The organism is Bradyrhizobium sp. BLXBL-01 (genome assembly GCF_051853025.1).
In the GTDB taxonomy this organism is placed as follows: domain Bacteria; phylum Pseudomonadota; class Alphaproteobacteria; order Rhizobiales; family Xanthobacteraceae; genus Bradyrhizobium.
Genome location: NZ_CP182471.1, coordinates 2720103 through 2736286, shown reverse-complemented (window position 1 = coordinate 2736286; position 16184 = coordinate 2720103). Strand labels below are relative to the sequence as shown.

General features: G+C 62.0%; 15 protein-coding genes and 1 pseudogene. 9 read left to right on the top strand and 7 right to left on the bottom strand.

From position 1 onward, the window contains the following. Nucleotides 1–127 precede the first annotated feature (127 nt). On the bottom strand, nt 128–727 hold the full coding sequence (locus ACNJYA_RS12340) for a hypothetical protein (RefSeq protein ID WP_439402977.1): 600 nt from the start codon (nt 725–727) through the stop codon (nt 128–130). 665 nt (nt 728–1392) lie between these two features. On the opposite strand from ACNJYA_RS12340, the gene ACNJYA_RS12335 reads away from it, so the two are divergent. The 4 genes and pseudogenes from ACNJYA_RS12335 to ACNJYA_RS12320 all read left to right on the top strand — a co-directional run bounded on the left by ACNJYA_RS12335 (nt 1393) and on the right by ACNJYA_RS12320 (nt 3560). Continuing rightward, on the top strand, nt 1393–1737 hold the full coding sequence (locus ACNJYA_RS12335) for a response regulator (RefSeq protein WP_439402976.1): 345 nt from the start codon (nt 1393–1395) through the stop codon (nt 1735–1737). Between the two features lie 149 nt (nt 1738–1886). Continuing rightward, a pseudogene (locus ACNJYA_RS12330) lies at nt 1887–2346 on the top strand (hypothetical protein). A 119-nt stretch (nt 2347–2465) separates the two neighbouring features. Then, the gene (locus ACNJYA_RS12325) at nt 2466–2879 is read left to right on the top strand and encodes a hypothetical protein (protein WP_439402975.1); all 414 of its coding nucleotides are present in this window, start codon (nt 2466–2468) and stop codon (nt 2877–2879) included. A 15-nt stretch (nt 2880–2894) separates the two neighbouring features. Continuing rightward, the gene (locus tag ACNJYA_RS12320; protein WP_439402974.1) at nt 2895–3560 is read left to right on the top strand and encodes an SOS response-associated peptidase; all 666 of its coding nucleotides are present in this window, start codon (nt 2895–2897) and stop codon (nt 3558–3560) included. 219 nt (nt 3561–3779) lie between these two features. On the opposite strand, the gene ACNJYA_RS12315 is transcribed toward ACNJYA_RS12320, so the two are convergent. From ACNJYA_RS12315 to ACNJYA_RS12300, 4 genes are all read right to left on the bottom strand, one after another. Continuing rightward, nucleotides 3780–5201, bottom strand: coding sequence for a DUF1254 domain-containing protein (locus tag ACNJYA_RS12315; RefSeq protein ID WP_439367470.1), 1422 nt, complete (start codon nt 5199–5201; stop codon nt 3780–3782). Between the two features lie 218 nt (nt 5202–5419). Beyond that, a complete protein-coding gene (locus ACNJYA_RS12310) occupies nt 5420–5773 on the bottom strand; it encodes a hypothetical protein (protein ID WP_439402973.1) in 354 nt (117 codons plus the stop codon). 968 nt (nt 5774–6741) lie between these two features. Next, nucleotides 6742–9483 carry an EAL domain-containing protein gene (locus ACNJYA_RS12305; RefSeq protein WP_439402972.1) on the bottom strand — a complete coding sequence of 914 codons (2742 nt, stop codon included), beginning with the start codon at nt 9481–9483 and terminating at the stop codon, nt 6742–6744. 60 nt (nt 9484–9543) lie between these two features. Next, the gene (locus ACNJYA_RS12300; RefSeq protein WP_439402971.1) at nt 9544–10755 is read right to left on the bottom strand and encodes a FecR family protein; all 1212 of its coding nucleotides are present in this window, start codon (nt 10753–10755) and stop codon (nt 9544–9546) included. Between the two features lie 132 nt (nt 10756–10887). Between ACNJYA_RS12300 and ACNJYA_RS12295 the strand changes: the two genes are divergently transcribed. The 4 genes from ACNJYA_RS12295 (at nt 10888) to ACNJYA_RS12280 (ending at nt 14304) form a co-directional block, all read left to right on the top strand. Then, nucleotides 10888–12684, top strand: a complete 1797-nt coding sequence (locus tag ACNJYA_RS12295; protein ID WP_439402970.1) for a ShlB/FhaC/HecB family hemolysin secretion/activation protein — start codon at nt 10888–10890, stop codon at nt 12682–12684. Between the two features lie 153 nt (nt 12685–12837). Then, on the top strand, nt 12838–13668 hold the full coding sequence (locus ACNJYA_RS12290) for an alpha/beta fold hydrolase (RefSeq protein WP_439366495.1): 831 nt from the start codon (nt 12838–12840) through the stop codon (nt 13666–13668). Between the two features lie 74 nt (nt 13669–13742). Further along, entirely contained in the window at nt 13743–13949 is a 207-nt protein-coding gene (locus ACNJYA_RS12285) for a hypothetical protein (protein WP_172785496.1), read from the top strand. Nucleotides 13950–13986: 37 nt separating this feature from the next. Then, nucleotides 13987–14304, top strand: a complete 318-nt coding sequence (locus tag ACNJYA_RS12280) for a c-type cytochrome (RefSeq protein ID WP_260380118.1) — start codon at nt 13987–13989, stop codon at nt 14302–14304. Nucleotides 14305–14562: 258 nt separating this feature from the next. On the opposite strand, the gene ACNJYA_RS12275 is transcribed toward ACNJYA_RS12280, so the two are convergent. Both ACNJYA_RS12275 and ACNJYA_RS12270 read right to left on the bottom strand, forming a co-directional pair. Beyond that, the gene (locus ACNJYA_RS12275) at nt 14563–14904 is read right to left on the bottom strand and encodes a phasin (RefSeq protein ID WP_036007681.1); all 342 of its coding nucleotides are present in this window, start codon (nt 14902–14904) and stop codon (nt 14563–14565) included. Nucleotides 14905–15049: 145 nt separating this feature from the next. Then, nucleotides 15050–15235: a hypothetical protein gene (locus tag ACNJYA_RS12270; protein WP_025037658.1), complete on the bottom strand. Its 186-nt coding sequence runs from the start codon at nt 15233–15235 to the stop codon at nt 15050–15052. A 576-nt stretch (nt 15236–15811) separates the two neighbouring features. Between ACNJYA_RS12270 and ACNJYA_RS12265 the strand changes: the two genes are divergently transcribed. Continuing rightward, nucleotides 15812–16168: a hypothetical protein gene (locus tag ACNJYA_RS12265; RefSeq protein ID WP_172785498.1), complete on the top strand. Its 357-nt coding sequence runs from the start codon at nt 15812–15814 to the stop codon at nt 16166–16168. Nucleotides 16169–16184: the final 16 nt, after the last annotated feature.

Sequence of the window (16184 nt, the reverse complement as noted above, 5' to 3'; positions counted from 1 at the left end):
GTTGGCGAGGCGTCAACCCGCGCCGGACTCTCAGGCTTGTAAGCAAGTGCGTCGGCGATCCATCGCGGCCATTCGGGCTTCGGCCCTGGCTCAACCCGCGTTTGAAGCAACTGCTGAAGTATATCGCTCATGCCTTCTCCTGCGACTCCAACCAAAGCTCTTCATAAGAGGCATCCTCATCGCGGATCGCACCGAGGCTACCAAGGACACTAATGGGCTCTTGCTGTACGCTCTCCTCTATATGCGCCTCCAGCGTCACGTCGGCGCCTGGATGCACGATGACCCGTTCGATGCGATGGACGAACCGAATGGGGTTGTCGTCTTCACTGGTAATGGGCTGCAACGGCTTGCCCCATCCCCGATCGAGAATGGCGTTGGCGGCCATCACCCGGGCATGAGCGGGAGCGTCCTTGTCGCGCATGATCTGCACGAGGGTCTTGATCGCGAGATTCGTGTGCGTCCGTGCCAAGGATTTGATTTCAGTCAACGTGCGCTGCTTCAGAGCGCGGCGAGCCGCCGCCCTGGCGAGAGCATTCTGCGAAAGAAGGTTGTAGTTCACGGCTTCAGTCATTTGGATCATCCGTCTGAAACTTACTCCGATCAATTTTGGATCGAGACGCAAAAAACCCGCGGCGGAGAACTCCGGCGCGGGCGCAAACAAACTCGTCTCGATGATGCTATTCTGCCAGTGTTTTGCCCGACGGGTCAAGCTAATCGGCTCTTGCAAGCCACTTCTCGCTTTACCGATCGAGTGAATTGACGGGCTTAGGTTGCCCGGCAAAGGGGCTGCCTTCGTCAGTCACCTCAAAGCGGTCGCGGCTCCGAGCAGTAGACCGGCGTCGTCCGTTCCGTGGTGTCACTCGGGGGCGGTTGGCTCCTCAGGGATGCGGCGGTTGCGAAGGTTGGCTAGGTGCGGGTAGACCCATTCCTTCTGCTTGCATCGCAGCAAGTCTCCGGTAGGCTGTTGCCTGGCGCTCAAGATCGGCTTTCAAGTCAGGGTCGGTCTCATCGGCAGCGAGCCGCTCGAAGGCAACTGCTCTTTCAAGGTAGCGCATCAAAGCATCTATCATCTGCCTGTCTCCGGCAGCATAGGATCATTTGTTCACCACTTGAGACCCTTCCTTGCTGAAGGGTAGCCAGCATATCAAGCCGCTGGCGTGGTGGCCGTTCCCCCTCACTAGCGATTAACCTGCATCAGAAGGTCTTCAAGAACGGAAGGAAAGCTCCAGTTCTGTAGGAACGCTGCAGAATACACCTCGTTGCCGGACGTCGATGACACATTGTCCCTCCTTTGACTAACCCGGCCAGCACTGCTGACCGGGTTTTTCTTGCGTGATGGTTTGCCCGGGAACGTCCTGAATTTACATAAGTTAGGGAAGAGGAGTTTCGCCTATGGGTCGCACGGTCTTGCTTGTAGATGATGATCCTGACGTGCTCGTCGTGCTCTCAAGCATGTTGGAGGATCTGGGATGCAAGGTCGTTTGCGCACAGAGCGGCGGCGAAGCGCTGGATACCTTGCGGGATGATGAAAGCATTTCCATCCTGATCACGGACATCAACATGCCGGGTATGGATGGTCATGAATTGGCCGAGCGCGCCCGACGCGACCGTCCGGCTCTGAAGGTGTTGCAGGTATCAGGCCGGGAGCCGCGACGGGGCGGCCTTCCTCTGCTCAGGAAGCCATTCACCGAAGATGACTTGGCGCGCGCGATGCAACAAACGACGGGTGTTTGCTAGGGCACGAGCTTGTTCGAGCAGCGCTCAAACCCCTCGTCGATCGTTGCTCTTCTCTGAAGAGACTTCAGTTAACGCTTAGCGCCGCCGGGCCGGAACGAATCCCCGCAAAAAGATTCGAATCAAATGAGTTTGTTGCGTGGAGTTGTTAAGTGGCGTCCCAGCGTCAGCGGCGGGCACCGGCGATTGGCATCAAGGGCGCCCTTCCCGGATTTTATCGAACCGGCTTTGGCAACCCTTGTCGAGAGCGTCCCGTCCGGCGAGCGGTGGATTCACGAAATCAAGTTCGATGGCTATCGCGTTCAAGTGCATTTGGCCAACGAGGCCGTGACGGTCTACACCCGCCGTGACGGCGTGTATCTCGGCCGCCGCAAGGGCGATGATCTCATCTACGCCGGTAAGGTCGACCACGGTTTTGACAAGACATCGGCAGCCGAACTGCGCAAGCGCCTGGAGCCACTGCGGCGCAAGACGCAGCCTTACGCGAAGCGTATTGCGCACAAAGGCATCTGGGTCGAACCAAAGCTGCTTGCCGAGATCGAGTACCGCGCCAAGTCCGCCGAGGGAAAGGTGCGGCATCCATTTTTCAAGGGATTGCGTGAAGACATGTGACCGAGAATGGCCAGGCATGGTTTTTCCACAGCCACGAGCGGCAGTAGCTGTTCGCCGAGATCGCCTACTAGGAATCGATAATTTGCCAAACCCTGTTGGCTCATGCCTTTGATGACCACATGTCCACGAAGTCGCGCCAATATCTCTTCGGCACTCAGATCAAGATGACAGCTGAGCGCGCCAGGGAAGCGCGCAAGGAAGCTGACAAACTCGCGTGCGTGGCGTGGAACAGCCGCATGCTCGGTTACAAGGGACCCGCGCAGCCCTCGCCGACCATCGGCGATGCCATCAATGGAGGATACCCATACCTCGAGGTCCGCTGTCATGGCTGCGACACCAACCAGACAATAGCGCTCGAGATCATTCGGCGGCCGAAAACGACTCCGATCCACGAACTCGAACGCTACATGCGCTGCAAGGACTGCTCGCAGGTGCGAGGGCGTCCCTACAAGCGCAGCGAGCTTGTGGCGCTGCGACCGGCAAAGATTTCAGCAAGCCAACCGCCTACGACGTGGTGGCCGGGCGAGCGATAAGAGACAATCCCACTCATGTGCAATCTGTATTCGATCACCACCAATCAGGCGGCCATTGCCGACCTCTTCCGTGTCGTTCGTCGCTACGAAGGCAACTTGCCGCCGATGCCCGGCGTCTTTCCGGACTACCTCGCCCCCGTCATTCGCGATGCCGGCGGCGAGCGCGAGCTGGCAATGATGCGCTGGGGCATGCCACCTCCGCCCCTCACCGGCGGGCCGCCCGTCACGAATATCCGCAATACTTCATCGCCGCATTGGCGGGCCTGGCTCAAGCCCGAGCACCGCTGTCTCGTGCCGGCCAATAGCTTTGCCGAGTACGCGCCCGAGCCGAACCCGGAAACCAAGAAGAAGGATGTCGTTTGGTTTGCGCTCGCGGAGGCGCGCCCGCTGTTCGCATTCGCCGGCATCTGGACAACGTTCAACGGCGACCGCGGGACGAAGTCGAAGCCCGTTCCGGGGCCGCATCGGGTCTATGGGCTTCTCACGACGAGCCCGAACGCGGTCGTCAAGCCAATTCATCCGAAGGCGATGCCGGTCCTCCTGACTTCGCCCGAGGAGTGGGACGTTTGGCTGCGTGCCCCTTGGGACGAAGCAAAATCCTTGCAGCGTCCGGTTCCCGATAAAGAACTGAAGATCGTTGCCCGTGGAAGCGACAAGGAGGACACCGGACCGCCATCCTAAACCGTGTACTCATAAATCGCTACGTCCGCTTACCTCCCGATAGCGGCGCGAAAGCAGACAATGCGCGAGGTCCGAGAAGGGCCAACAGCGGAAGACGCCGTCCTAAAGCGCCATCCGCAGTCTGGATCTACGGCGGATGCTCCGGTTCGCGGGCAGTGAAAGCGCGCTTGGCCTATGGATCGCGCGCTGGCGCCGAAGCGCCGACGCGCGCGACGCCCCTCATTGCGCCGACAGGCCGACCGTGGTCTGCGTCCGTACGACCGGGGGCGGATTCCATTTCCCGGTCAGCGCCTCCGATTTCGGACCGTAGAGCCGCATGGTCAGGTTGAAGGCTCCCTTCGGCGCAGGAAGCCAGTTGGCTTCCTTGTCCTTACCAGGACTCTCGTTCTGGAAATAAATGTCGAGCGAACCGTCGCCGTTGTACTTGAAGGGCATCCAGCTGGAGACCGCAAACCGGTTCAGCACGTTGCCGACCTGGAATCCCTCCGGATCGTACAGCGTGATCGACCAGAAGCCATTGACCGGCGGAGCCGCCTCCTTCTCGAAGGTGATCGTATACTTGTTGGCGCCGTCGAGCGGCTTGCCGGATTCGTCGCCGAGGTTGAGCGGATAGATGGCGTCTTCCGGCAGGTTGGCGCCGAGTCCGAGTTGCGCGATGATGGCGCGCTTCAAATAATAGTTGCCGTAAACACCCATGGTGTCGGTGTTCATTGACCAGCCATTGGCGACCCGCGCCAGCGTCGCCACCTTCCACGCCATCAGCTTCTGCGATTCCTCCGGCACGGCTTTCAGCGCCCGCTGCACCGCCGGATCGAGCCTGGCGACGTCAAGGCTTTTGCCGGGCTCGATGCCGATCCGCTTCATTTGCGCGATGATCGGCTCGTCGGTGATGTGGGGCGGATGCAGCTTCAGCAATTCGGCTGCATAGGCGAAGTAGGCGTCGCCCGACATAGTATCGACTTGCACCTTCGGCGGCGTCTTCATGTCGACGCTGGGATCGATTTTCACCTCGATCGGCTTCGGCGGCTTGCCGAATTCGGAGAGCAGCGTGACCTTGTAGCCGGCCTGGATCTTGTGGACCGCGTCGTAATCCGGCGGACCGTCGGTCTTGGTGCGGCCGATCACCCAGACGTAAGGCGTCGGCGCGTCAATGCGCTGGGTGTCCTTGGGAAGCCTGAATTCCTCTGCGAATTTCTCACGCAGATCGGGCCGCCAGCCCGGTGGCGTGATCAGGAAAGTTCCTGCCTTGGTACCGGTCGTGCGCCAGCCGGGCGAGGCGAACACATCCGACCACATATCCAGCATCGGCAGCAGATAAAAGCGCCCATTGGTGTCCGGTACTGAAACGACGACCGGCTCCTTGCTCGTGTCCAGCCACGATACGGAATACAGCGTATCGAAGTTGGGCCGCACCACGACCTTGTAATTCGCCGGCGGATACTCAGGCACATTGACGAATGTGTTCATTGGGCCTTTGAAGCTTTCCTTGCCCGGTTCGACGTTGGTGGACTGCTTTCGTGTGATGTCCATCGTGATGAGCGGGTAGAAATAGACATAAGCGTCCGCCGCGATGGCGCGCGCCTCCTGTTCGGTGATGGCGGGTGATGCGCCCTGCGTCTGCGCTTGTGGCGCGGCCAGCACCGCGAGGCTGGCGAGAAGGCTCAGGCTTCCGGTGGTCGCTGTACGACGAGTGATGTTCACGTTCGATCCTCCCTGGTTGAGTTCTTGACAACCGCGAACCTGCCCGAGGCGCGGTCACTGTTCGCTTCTGGGACGAAGGCGGACCGATTCCGTCCCAAGGGACCATTCTTGCCGATCACATCCGCCCGCTGGCGCATGAACGCCATGGCTCAAGGCGCCTAAGCAGCCCCTCGACCAAGCACCATCTCGTCGAACGACGGCAGCGGCTTGATCAGAGGAGCGAGCGCCTTGCCCGCTTCCTCCGTGGTCAGCACGTCAGCTGGATCGAGCTTGACGATCGTGGCCTTGTCCGGATCGGGTTCCCAGACATCTTCACCGACCAGCCGCCCGCGATCGTCATAGGGCCAGATCATCTGAATGACATTCGAGTAAAGATACATGGAGTTCTCGTCCGCCTTGAAATTCTTCGCGGCGAGCACCCGCTTCAGGAGAGCCTCGGAGAGGAACCCGGGAAGGCGAGCCATCACTCTGTTCGCCATCAGAGACCGGCCCGCGATCTGCTGATGTGCCATCGCTCTCTCCTCATTTGCAGAGTTGCAGATAGTGGTTGACGCACCGCAGTTCTCTTGCCGGACCATGGACCCGGCGTCTTCCCACTTCGATCTCCTCAATAGCAAGGTCGATAGGGGTAATAGCCAAAGGGCGAGGCGAACGGCCGAGGGCGCCGCGTAGCAGCCGCTCCGATGGCGCCGGCATACATGGCACCGCGAAACTCGGAACGACGTGCGACGCCCGCAAACGACATCGGCGTTGCTGCGAGCAGGCCGGCGATATGAACGCGTCTTGCGCTGTCATGTCTGTCTCGCCAGTTTGGTCTTCTTGAAATTTGTCAAGGTTGCGCACTCGTCCGCAACGGGCAAAAGCAATCTCACTCCGGCGCGCGAAGATACGTGCAAGAGGGCATACGGCGTCGCTGCAAAAGACGCTGTGTCGCGTCCGCAGGAATTGAAACAGCGCTGGTCCTTAAAGAGCTAGTCGTAATGCGACTTCGGGGGCTTGCTTTAGCTACCTCCACGAGCATCACACTAGCACAATTTGTCTGCGCGAGCCATCGTCTTATCCTATGTTATCTCGCGATGCAGAAAACTTGTCATAATTCAAAGGCACGCGATGTGCCGAATAGTCGGCGCGATCTAACTGATTTGCGGAGAGCTTCTTTTCAGGCGACTTTGCGATATTCGAACGCGAACATGATTGCCACGAACGCCCGCGTTGTTTCGTTGCACGTCCTTCGGTCAATCACTCTTCCGTAACGCAGCAGCGATCCGGTCGGCGCCGAGCATCGGATCGTCGGCGAGCGGCCGCATTTACCGTTTGAGAGATGAGACCTTGCGTCAGGAAGTCCGGTTCGGGTCAAAAGCTGCCTTGGCGGGCTGCTTCGCCTTGATCGGCTCATTGCCTGCAAGCAGACGTTTCGGCTCTTTGAGCGTAGATCGGCAACGAGCCACAAGGACAAGTCGCGCAGGCGAAAGCACCGGGCTCAGGCCGCACTGACCGCCGCGAGTTCAGCCGCCAGGAACTGTTTCTCGAATGCCTCGGCGGGCATCGGGCGGCCGAAGAAATATCCCTGCCCTTCCTCGCATCCCATGCTGACCAGGAGGTCGGCCGTTGCGCGGTTCTCGATGCCTTCGGCCACGACCGTGAGACCGAGCTGCTTGCTGAGGCCGATGGTCGATCCGACGATGGCAGCGTCGTCGGAGTTCGAAAGAAGACCGAAGACGAACGACCGGTCGATCTTGAGGCCGTCGAGCGGAAACTTCTTGAGATAGCTCAGGCTCGCATAACCGGTGCCGAAATCATCGAACAGGATGCGGACGCCGAGCTCCTGAATCCTCTTGAACATTTCAAGCACGCGGCGTTCGTCATGCAGCAGGATGTCCTCGGTGACTTCGATCTCGAGCAGCGACGGCGTCAGCCCCGTCGCTTCGAGCAGTGCCGCGACCGAATGCGCGAGATCGCCGGACTGAAGCTGCGAGGGTGACAGGTTGATCGCGACGCGCACATCGTTGCCGGACAATTCCCAGGCCCGCGCCTGACGGCAGGCGGTCTCCATCACCCAGTTCGCGATCCGCTCCGACAGCGCCGAGGTGTTGACGACAGGCATGAATTCGGCTGGCGAGACGTAGCCGCGCACCGGATGCCGCCAGCGGATGAGCGCTTCGGCTCCGACCAGGCTGCCGTCGAGCAGGCGAACCTGCGGCTGGTAGAACAGCTCGAATTCGCGGCGATCGGCGGCAAGCGCCAGCTCGCGCTCCAGCGTCAGCCGGTTCTCGAGCTGCTGCCGGATCGTGGCTTCGAACACCACATGGCTTCCGCGCCGCGTCGTCTTCGCGCGGCTCAGCGCCAGATGGCCATTGCTCAGGAGATCGTCGGCCTTTTGCCCGCCCTCGGGAAAAACGGCGACGCCGACGCTGATCCTGATGCGGTGCTGCCGGTCGCCAGCTGCGAGCGGGGTTTCGAACGCGCGCGCGATCCGCTCGGCGAACGCCGAGACCGGCTCGCCGAAGTCAGTGCAGTCGATCGCGATGGCAAATTCGTCGCCGCTGAGCCGGGCGATGATCGCCTTGCCGTCGACTTCGCTCCGGAGCCGCTCAGCGACCGCGCGCAGCACGAGATCGCCGGCGGAGTGCCCTAGCATGTTGTTGATCTCCTGGAAGCCGTCGAGCCCGAGCACGAGCAACGCGACGCCCGAAGACCGCCGCTCCGCCGCGGCGATCAGATCGGTCAGGCCCACATGCAGCATGTTCCGGTTGGCAAGTCCCGTCAGCGCGTCATGCTCGGCGAGATATCGAATCCGTTCGGCTTCACGCTTGCGGATCGAAATATCGCGCAGGATCGCTCCGTATTGAAAGCCGTCCGTTCCCTGCCAGCCCGAGAAGCTCGCCTCGACCGGGAAGATTTCCCCGTTCTTGCGCCGGCCCTCGAATTCGACGACGACGGCCCCGCCCGGAACCAGGAGCGCCTCGCGCGCGGCGTCGTGCATGGACGGTCTTGCACCGCCGTCCGCCGGCGGAGCGCACAGCGTTTCGAACGGGCGACCGATGATCTCGGCCGGCATGTAGCCGAAGATCGCGCTGGCGCCGGGATTCCAGACCGTGATCCGGTGATCCTCGTCGGTGCAGACCAGCCCGTCGCCGAGCGACATCGCGATGCGATGAAAGCGGCTCTCGGCGATGCGTCCGAGCAGGCTGCGGAAGTCGATTTCGTCGAGCGCAATTGCCGTCAGGTAAGCGACGATCGCGATATGGAACAGCGACGTATCGATGACCAGGGGCCATGTTGCCTGCACGAGAAGAGCGGCCAGTTCGACCGCCGCCCCGGCTGCGATCAGGATTGCGACGCGAAGTCCCGGTGCGACGCGGCGCCACGAACACATCATCAGCAGGCAGATCGCGCCCAGCCCGAGCACCATGCCGATATCGGAGGTCCAGCGCAGCGTCCGGTTCTGAAGGATAGATTCAGCGGCGAGTGCCTGGAGGACCGGCCCCGAGACGATTCTGCCGTTCGGAACGCTGAAGCGGTCGCCGAGCTCGAGCGCCGTGGCGCCAATGATGACCTTCCTGCCATTCAGCCTGTCGAGCGTGGCGCGATCGCCGCGCAGCACGTCGACATAGGAGACGGTTGGAATTGAAGCCGCACGAATACTGAAATCGACCAGGAAGGGCGGCCGCCGATTGGCATCCTGTCCTGCGAGCACGACGGCCATCGAAGGCATGAACGCGTCGCCGAGCTTCTCGCCGAACGGATAGCGGCGAACCAGTCCGTCGGATTCGATCGCGACATTGACGACGGCCGGCCACGACTGGTTGCCGAACGCCTTCAGCGGCCGGTTGACGTGGGCCGGGCCGCCTTTCGGCGTCGGCTGTCTGAAGGATGGCAGGATCGTCGAGCCGCCGGCGTCCCGCAACGCCTTGGCGAAGGCCTCGTCGGAGGCCGGGTCCGACGGCGTGCTGAAATCGACATCGAACGCAACATCCTGCGCTCCCGCCGCTTCCAGCCTTTGCAGCAGCTCGGCATGGAGGTGCCGCGGCCAGGGCCAAACCCCGATCTGGTCGATGGATGGCGCATCGATGCCGACCACGACGATGTCGCCGCTGGCCGCACGCGCTTGCCACTTGAATCGAAGGTCGGTGAGCGCATTGCGAAGCGCACCGTGCCAGCCCGTGGACAGCACCACGGCAAGCGCGATCACGACGAGAATATGCGGCCGATAGCGTTTCACCCGATCCTCCCGCGCACCCGCTTGCCTGTAGGCGCGCCCCTCTTCCCCTAGCAGACCGCCTTAATGCCGGTTGCGACCGTGGCCATTGCTGCCGGAGCCGCCGCCGTTCAAACCGCCGTTGCCGCTGTTGTGCCAGCCGTTGCCGGTGGCGCCGTTGTTGCCGTTGTTGCCGTTACCGCCATTGCCATTATTGCCGTTGCCGGAATTGCCGTTCCCGCCGTTGCCGTTGCCACCGCCGTTTCCGTTATTGGCTGCCGCTGCAGCTATCGCAGCGCCCGGGTTCGACGAGCTGCCAGCGCCAGGCGTTGCGGCAGTCTCATTCGCGCTGTTGGGGGCGATTGCGCTGGTCTTGTTGTCGCTCCAGACCGTCTCGCTGCTCGCGCTGGCATTCGCGTTGCGCACCTGGCCGGGTGCCACGGCGCCGTGGGCAAGCCCGCGCGTGACCTTGTGGAAGTTCAGCTTGACCTCACCGAGCGAGCTCGAGATCCGCACGACGCCGGCCTTGGCGGCGTGACCAGCAGCCGCCTGCTGCGACGGCTTCGGCGCACCGGCCGTCTTGTTGCCCTTGTCGATCGGACCGAGCGCATGGATGGCATGGCCATTGGCAGCATGGCGCGGCGCCGACAGGCCCGATTTCGGCACTGGGACACGCTCGATCGTGGGCGCGCGGGGCTTGCCCTGCTCGATCGGATTGAACGTGCCCGCACCGCTCAGGCTGAGACCGGGCTTGCCGTGCTCGAAGACGGTGGCCGCTTGTCCGGGCATCACTTGTGCAATCTGCCCCGTCTTGAAATCGGAGACTTCGACCTGGCCGCGGAGCACGCCGACCTTGGTGTTACCGGCACCGACCGTGACGCTGAACTGGGTGCCCTTGACCACGGCGGCGAGATAGGGGGTCTCGACCTCGAAATGCTTGACGTTGCGCTTCTCGACCTCGAGCAGGATCGAACCTGCCTGCTGGACGATGGTGGTCGACAGGCCGTCCTTCTTTTCGGCCGGCAGGCCCACCACCGAATTGGGAGAGATCAGGATCGTTTCCTCGCCGCGGACGAGGAGTACGCGCCCGTTGCGGCCGGTGCGAATGGTATCGCCAGGTTTCAGCGTTCCTTCCGGGGTCAACGACACCTGCTGGGCGCCGTTCGTTGCAAGCCAGACCTCGCCCGTGGACTTGCTGACGGACCACACACCGTCGTCCGCCGCGAATGCACCGGAGGCCGTTCCCAGGATCAGCGCCGCCGCCAGGGCCCGCCGCATTCCAACCTTGCCGAACATGATGATCCTCAGCCCCGCGTTTCAAGCCAGGCCTGAGGGGTATCCGAAATCACTCAAGATAGGATTATCGGAAAGCGGCCAGCCGCGCGGCCGAATTAACCAATCGTTGACCATAAAAAACTAAGAAAAATCATGCCTCTAACGAGACCTTACCGCCCCGTCGCAGATCCTCCGTTGAACTACGGAGATAGGGTCGCTGCGCGCGGTGAGAGACGGCATCTCCTTACCGCACTGGTTTCGCTGGCAGCAATTTTCGCGACAACTCCAACGGCACTCGCGCAACAGGCGAACCAGCCGGGTTTCGATCCACGCCAGCCCGAGAAATATTTTGATAACCAGACCGAGCAGGAATCGCTCGGCCGGCCGCCGGTCCGATTGCCGAGCGTCGGACAGCCCATCATCGGCGGCGATACCAAGCCGCAATTCGTGCTGCGCGGCGTCAGCGTCAGCGGCGCCCATGCCGTTTCCCCCGATCGCATCGCCGCGATCTACCAGCCTTATCTCGGCCGGAAGGTCTCGCAGGCGGACTTGGTCGCGATCGCAGGCGCCATCAGCGACCTCTACCGCGCAGCCGGCTTCCATCTCAGCCGGGCCATCGTGCCACCGCAGGACATCGCGCACGGCCGAGTCCGGATTCAAGTGCTCGAAGGCGCCATTGTGCAGGCCGAGCTGAAAGGCGACGGTGCCGAGCAGTTCGGCGTCAGGCCGATGCTGGCGCCGGTTCTGGCCGAACAACCGTCGCGGCTGGCAACGCTCGAACGCCAGCTCTTTCTGATCAATGGCAGGCCCGGCGTCCGGATCACCGACACTGCGCTCGAGGAGATCGGCGGTACGACGGGCCGCTTCCGCCTGACCGTCTCCTTGAAGACCTGGCACGTCTTCTCCTCGTTCGGCCTCGACAATCTCGGATCCTCGTCGGTTGGTCCCTGGCAAACCTACGCCACCGGCGCGTTCAACTCCTACCTCACGCCCGGCGATACTCTGGCGATCAACCTGTCGACTATTGCCAACGATCCGCGCCAGCTCGGCTTCGCACGCCTGTCGTACGATGCGCCGGTCGGCGTCGACGGTATCCGCCTCGGCGCTTCCGTCCTGTACAGCGCTGTACGGCCCGGCGATATGCGCCGGCTCGACAGCGACATCACCACAACAGAAGCTTTCGAGGTGCGGGCAAGCACCGTGCCCTTCATGTCGCAATCCTCGGGGCTGACGTTTACTGTGGCAGGCACCTTCAGCAATGTATCCGAGCACGACATTTACGGCCCCTGGTACAACGACCACATCAGGACCGCGAGCCTGACGGCCGACTACCGGCTGCAGGATCCCCTTGGCGGCACCAATCTGGCGACGCTGACCTTCCGCCAGGGCCTCGACATTTTTGGCGCCTCGCATTTCGACGACGATCTGTTGTCACGCGATGGCGCATCGTCGAACTTCTCGGTGCTGAATCTCTGGTTCACGCGCTACCAGACACTCAACGATGCCTGGTCGCTCAAGCTCGCTGCGGCGAGCCAGACGGCGTCGCGTCCACTGTTCACCTCGCAGCAATTCTATCTCGGCGGCGCTGCCTTCGGCCGCGGCTATGGCGCAGCCGAGATCAGCGGCGACAACGGCCTGGCCGGCTCGCTCGAGCTGCGCTTCGACCAGAAGCTCAATTTCCGCTACTGGACCGGCTATCAGCTCTATGCCTTTGGCGATGCCGGCGCCGTCTGGAACCACGGTTATCGCCTGAGCGACGGGCTGTCGCTGACATCGGCCGGAGCCGGTGTGCGCTTCTTCCTGCCGGACGACCTCCAGGCCGATTTCGGCGTGGCCATCCCCCTGAGCTACCGGGCGCCGGACAACGAGCGTCGCAGCCCACGCTTCGTTTTCACGCTGTCGAGCGCACTCCGGCTCTGCCCCGAGCGCGGCAAGGCTGGCTGTCTCTAGCCACCCCGTTCTTCGGGCGATCGCCCCGGCTTGCCGGCTTTTCCCGGTCTTGCCCGCAGACTTGCCTAAATTTAATCCTCTAACCTTGCTCACGATCGCTCGACCGGGGGTTCCCGATGACCGTGTTCAGGCAAAGGTGATTTGAGACAGACCATGAAGAAGGTGTTTACCGCCCTGGCGTTTCTCTGCGTCCTTGGCATCGGGCAGTATTTCGTCGTCAGCCGGTTCGCGATCCGCCATGAGACCTTGGCCCTCTTCGACGCCTCGCGCCAGCGGCCGATCGCGGTCGAGATCGCCGTGCGACGCGACCATGAGACCAAGGCCAATCTCGGCCTCTGGAAGCTCCCCCTCGCCGTCATCAGCAATGGCAACACCGTCAAGGCGACCGAATATTCCTTCCTTGCCAACGCGCTCGCCGCCCGAGGCTATCTGGTTGCCAGCATCCAGCAGGACCTGCCGAGCGATCCCCCGCTGATGACCCAGGTCGGTCAGCAATATGTCGGCCGGCGCGAGGTCTACATCCGCGCCGAAGCCAACATTCTCTTCGTGCTGGGCGAATTGAAGAAACAGCAGGAGAACGTCGAATACGACCACATCACCCTCGTCGGCCACTCCAACGGCGGCGATGTCTCGATGTACGTCGCTCATCAGCACCCCGAACTGGTGTCGAAGGTGATCACGCTCGACAATCTGCGGGTGCCCTTCGTGGTCAGCGACCACATGAAGATCCTGTCGTTCCGCTCGAAGGACCCGCACTTCGTGACGGACCCCGGCGTGCTTCCGACGCCGGAAGAGGCCAAGGCGCGCGGCATCGATATCATCCACACCGGCGCACAGCACACGGAGATGAGCGACCGCGGTCCCAACTCGGTCAAGGAGAAGATCCAGGAGACGCTCGACCGCTTCCTGCGTGACAGCACCAGCAGCGCGCTCGCGCCGGCGGATACGAAGAGCCCGATGATCATGAATCCGGCTGACTATTAGCGGGTCCGCTTTGCGGCAGATCAAGGCGGCTCCAAGACGGCACGGTAGAAAGCCTCATGGCGTCGGAGAGACACGTGTCGCACTATTCCGAAAGTCTTGATGCGAAGGGCCTTGTTTCGAAGAGCCATGCTCCGAAAGGCCTTGTTTCGAATGGTCTTGGCCTGCCCGCGGCAAGAATGCCGGCCTTCATGCGGCATCTTTATCGTTCGACCCGCAGGCTGCTGCGGTCGATCGCCGCCCGCATTGATCTCTCGCAGTTTCCAGGATCCTGCTGCGGATGAGCGCGGCGGCCGCAAGCGAATGCAGAAAGATTGCCCGATGCTCCGGCATGTGAGACGAGTTTTCCTGCTGCTTGGCCTGGTCTCCGGCGTCGGCACGTCGTCCGCTCTCGGCGCTGATGCCGACCACGGTGCCGACCTCGCCAAGCGCTGGTGCGCGAGCTGCCACGTCGTGGCGAACGGACAGACCCAGGCGAGCGCCGACGTCCCCTCCTTTGCATCGGTTGCGCGCAAGCCGGACTTCAGTGCGGAAAGGCTCGCGTTCTTCCTGCTCGACCCGCACCCGAAGATGCCGAATTTTCCCCTGAGCCGGACTGAAGCCGGCGATATCGCGGCCTACATCGCATCGCTGCGCTAGATGCATGATCGGGCCGGAACGCCGGGCTCGCACAAGCCGTGCAGCGCTTTTCCCAAAATCACGCCTCAGCACATGCCAAGCTACACGAAGGGCTACAAATGCAGATCCCTGCCGGTGAACCGGCAGGGATCAGCAGAAAGGATGACGGACGGCGAATGAGAACATTCGGTGGCCCGTCATGGACCTGCGCCAGTATCGAAGCGCGGATATTCACGCCACACAAGATCAATTTGTGGGCACGTGTACACACACCGAAAGTCAGGATTTGCCCTTGCCGGGTTGCATGAGACTGCCGGTCATCTGACGCATGTGATCTCCGGCGCTGGTGAACTGACTGCGCAGGAAATCGGATTGGATCCGCATCGCCTCCTGGAGGTCGGTGGCATGCACCAGCTTGCGCGCATGCTCGAAGGCCGACTTCATGTTCTGCTCCGTGAAAGCCAGCGCCTGCTTCGACACCTCCGTCCCCGCGCCCGGAACGGACGACATCGATTTGGTCGCCGCTTCAAAGAACATGCCGAAGGCCTTTTCCGCCTGGTCGATCGTCTTCTCGGCCAAGTCACGCAGTTCGGCCGGAACTTCGATTTTCGGTTCGATCATAGTCGCACTCCTCCCTTTTTCCGTCTGAATACCACATTTGCCTGACCGCCATCCAGCCGCCAGCCTTCAGAGGAACGACGTCCGGGAGCCCTGCTCTGGCAGGAAAGGGGCGGGAAACGGCCTGGGACCGGCGCGCAGCCGGACTTTAGGATAAGGGGTGCTCGGGTAGAGCTTCTTCGGTGGCGAGATCTTCGACCAGCTTGATCACTTCGAAGCGCTGCCGCGGCGCGAGCTTCAGAAAGGCGCGGAGCAGGCGCAGACTTTCGACAGTGCTGCTTGCAGGCACACCGAGCTTGAGATGCAGCTCAGCCGCGAAATTGAGGTTTTTCATCTCGCACCTATGACAAGCATCGGCCTTCGTGATCCGCTCGAGAACCGGACGCCACGACAGACCCCTCGCGACGAATGTTCGGCCGAGGGGACCGGTCGGGTTGCACGCTGAACCGCACCAAACGACGGCCTCAACCATGCGGTTGCAACTATGCCAAGTAACAACCCTCCCGGCAAGCCCAACCGTGGGTATAGCGATGCTTGGTCTGCATCGCGCCACGGCGATTCCGGATAACAGGAATATCGATCGCCGTCACCCACCTGCGTCAAGAAGCGGCATCAATCACGCACACAGCAACTCGTGACCGTCAATCAGGCGCAGCGTTTCGTCGTGTTTCCGATGTGAATGCACGTTGGCGCGCACGAATTGGCGATTCTTCGGCAGTATACACGCATTTGTTGAATCCGGTCCCGGCGGTTGCGTTAAGCGCATGAAAGTCGATCTTGCGGCCGACCCACCGTGAACCGCCGTCCAGGCGCGAGCGACCAAGCCGTTGCGGCACGGCCACGCAGATACGGGCGCCATGGCTGAAAACTCTTCGATTTGGGCGCGCGTCAGCACCAAAAGGACGACGGCATGCTTTCTCGCTGCGATCTCATCAAGGGCGCCGCAGTCGCTCTGCTCACCCTCTCGACACAAGGCGCATGGGCGCAGGAGACCAAGATGAACCTGTTCAAGATCATCACCATCAAGGACGAAATCGTCGTCGGATTGTCGGCGGAGGAGCTTCAGGCGCTCGGCGGCAACGATGCGAGCGCCGTTGCACACGCGCTGGCACAGAAGGGCGATCTCACCGTCTGGCAATACAACGTGCATCGTGGGCCCAACGGCGAATTACAGCAGGCGCCGACAGCCAAGATCGGGCTGCTGGCCAATGCCTCGCTGCGCGTCGAGCCCTACACCACGCCCTACCAGATCGTCCCTCATCCGTAGGCAACAGGCGGGACGC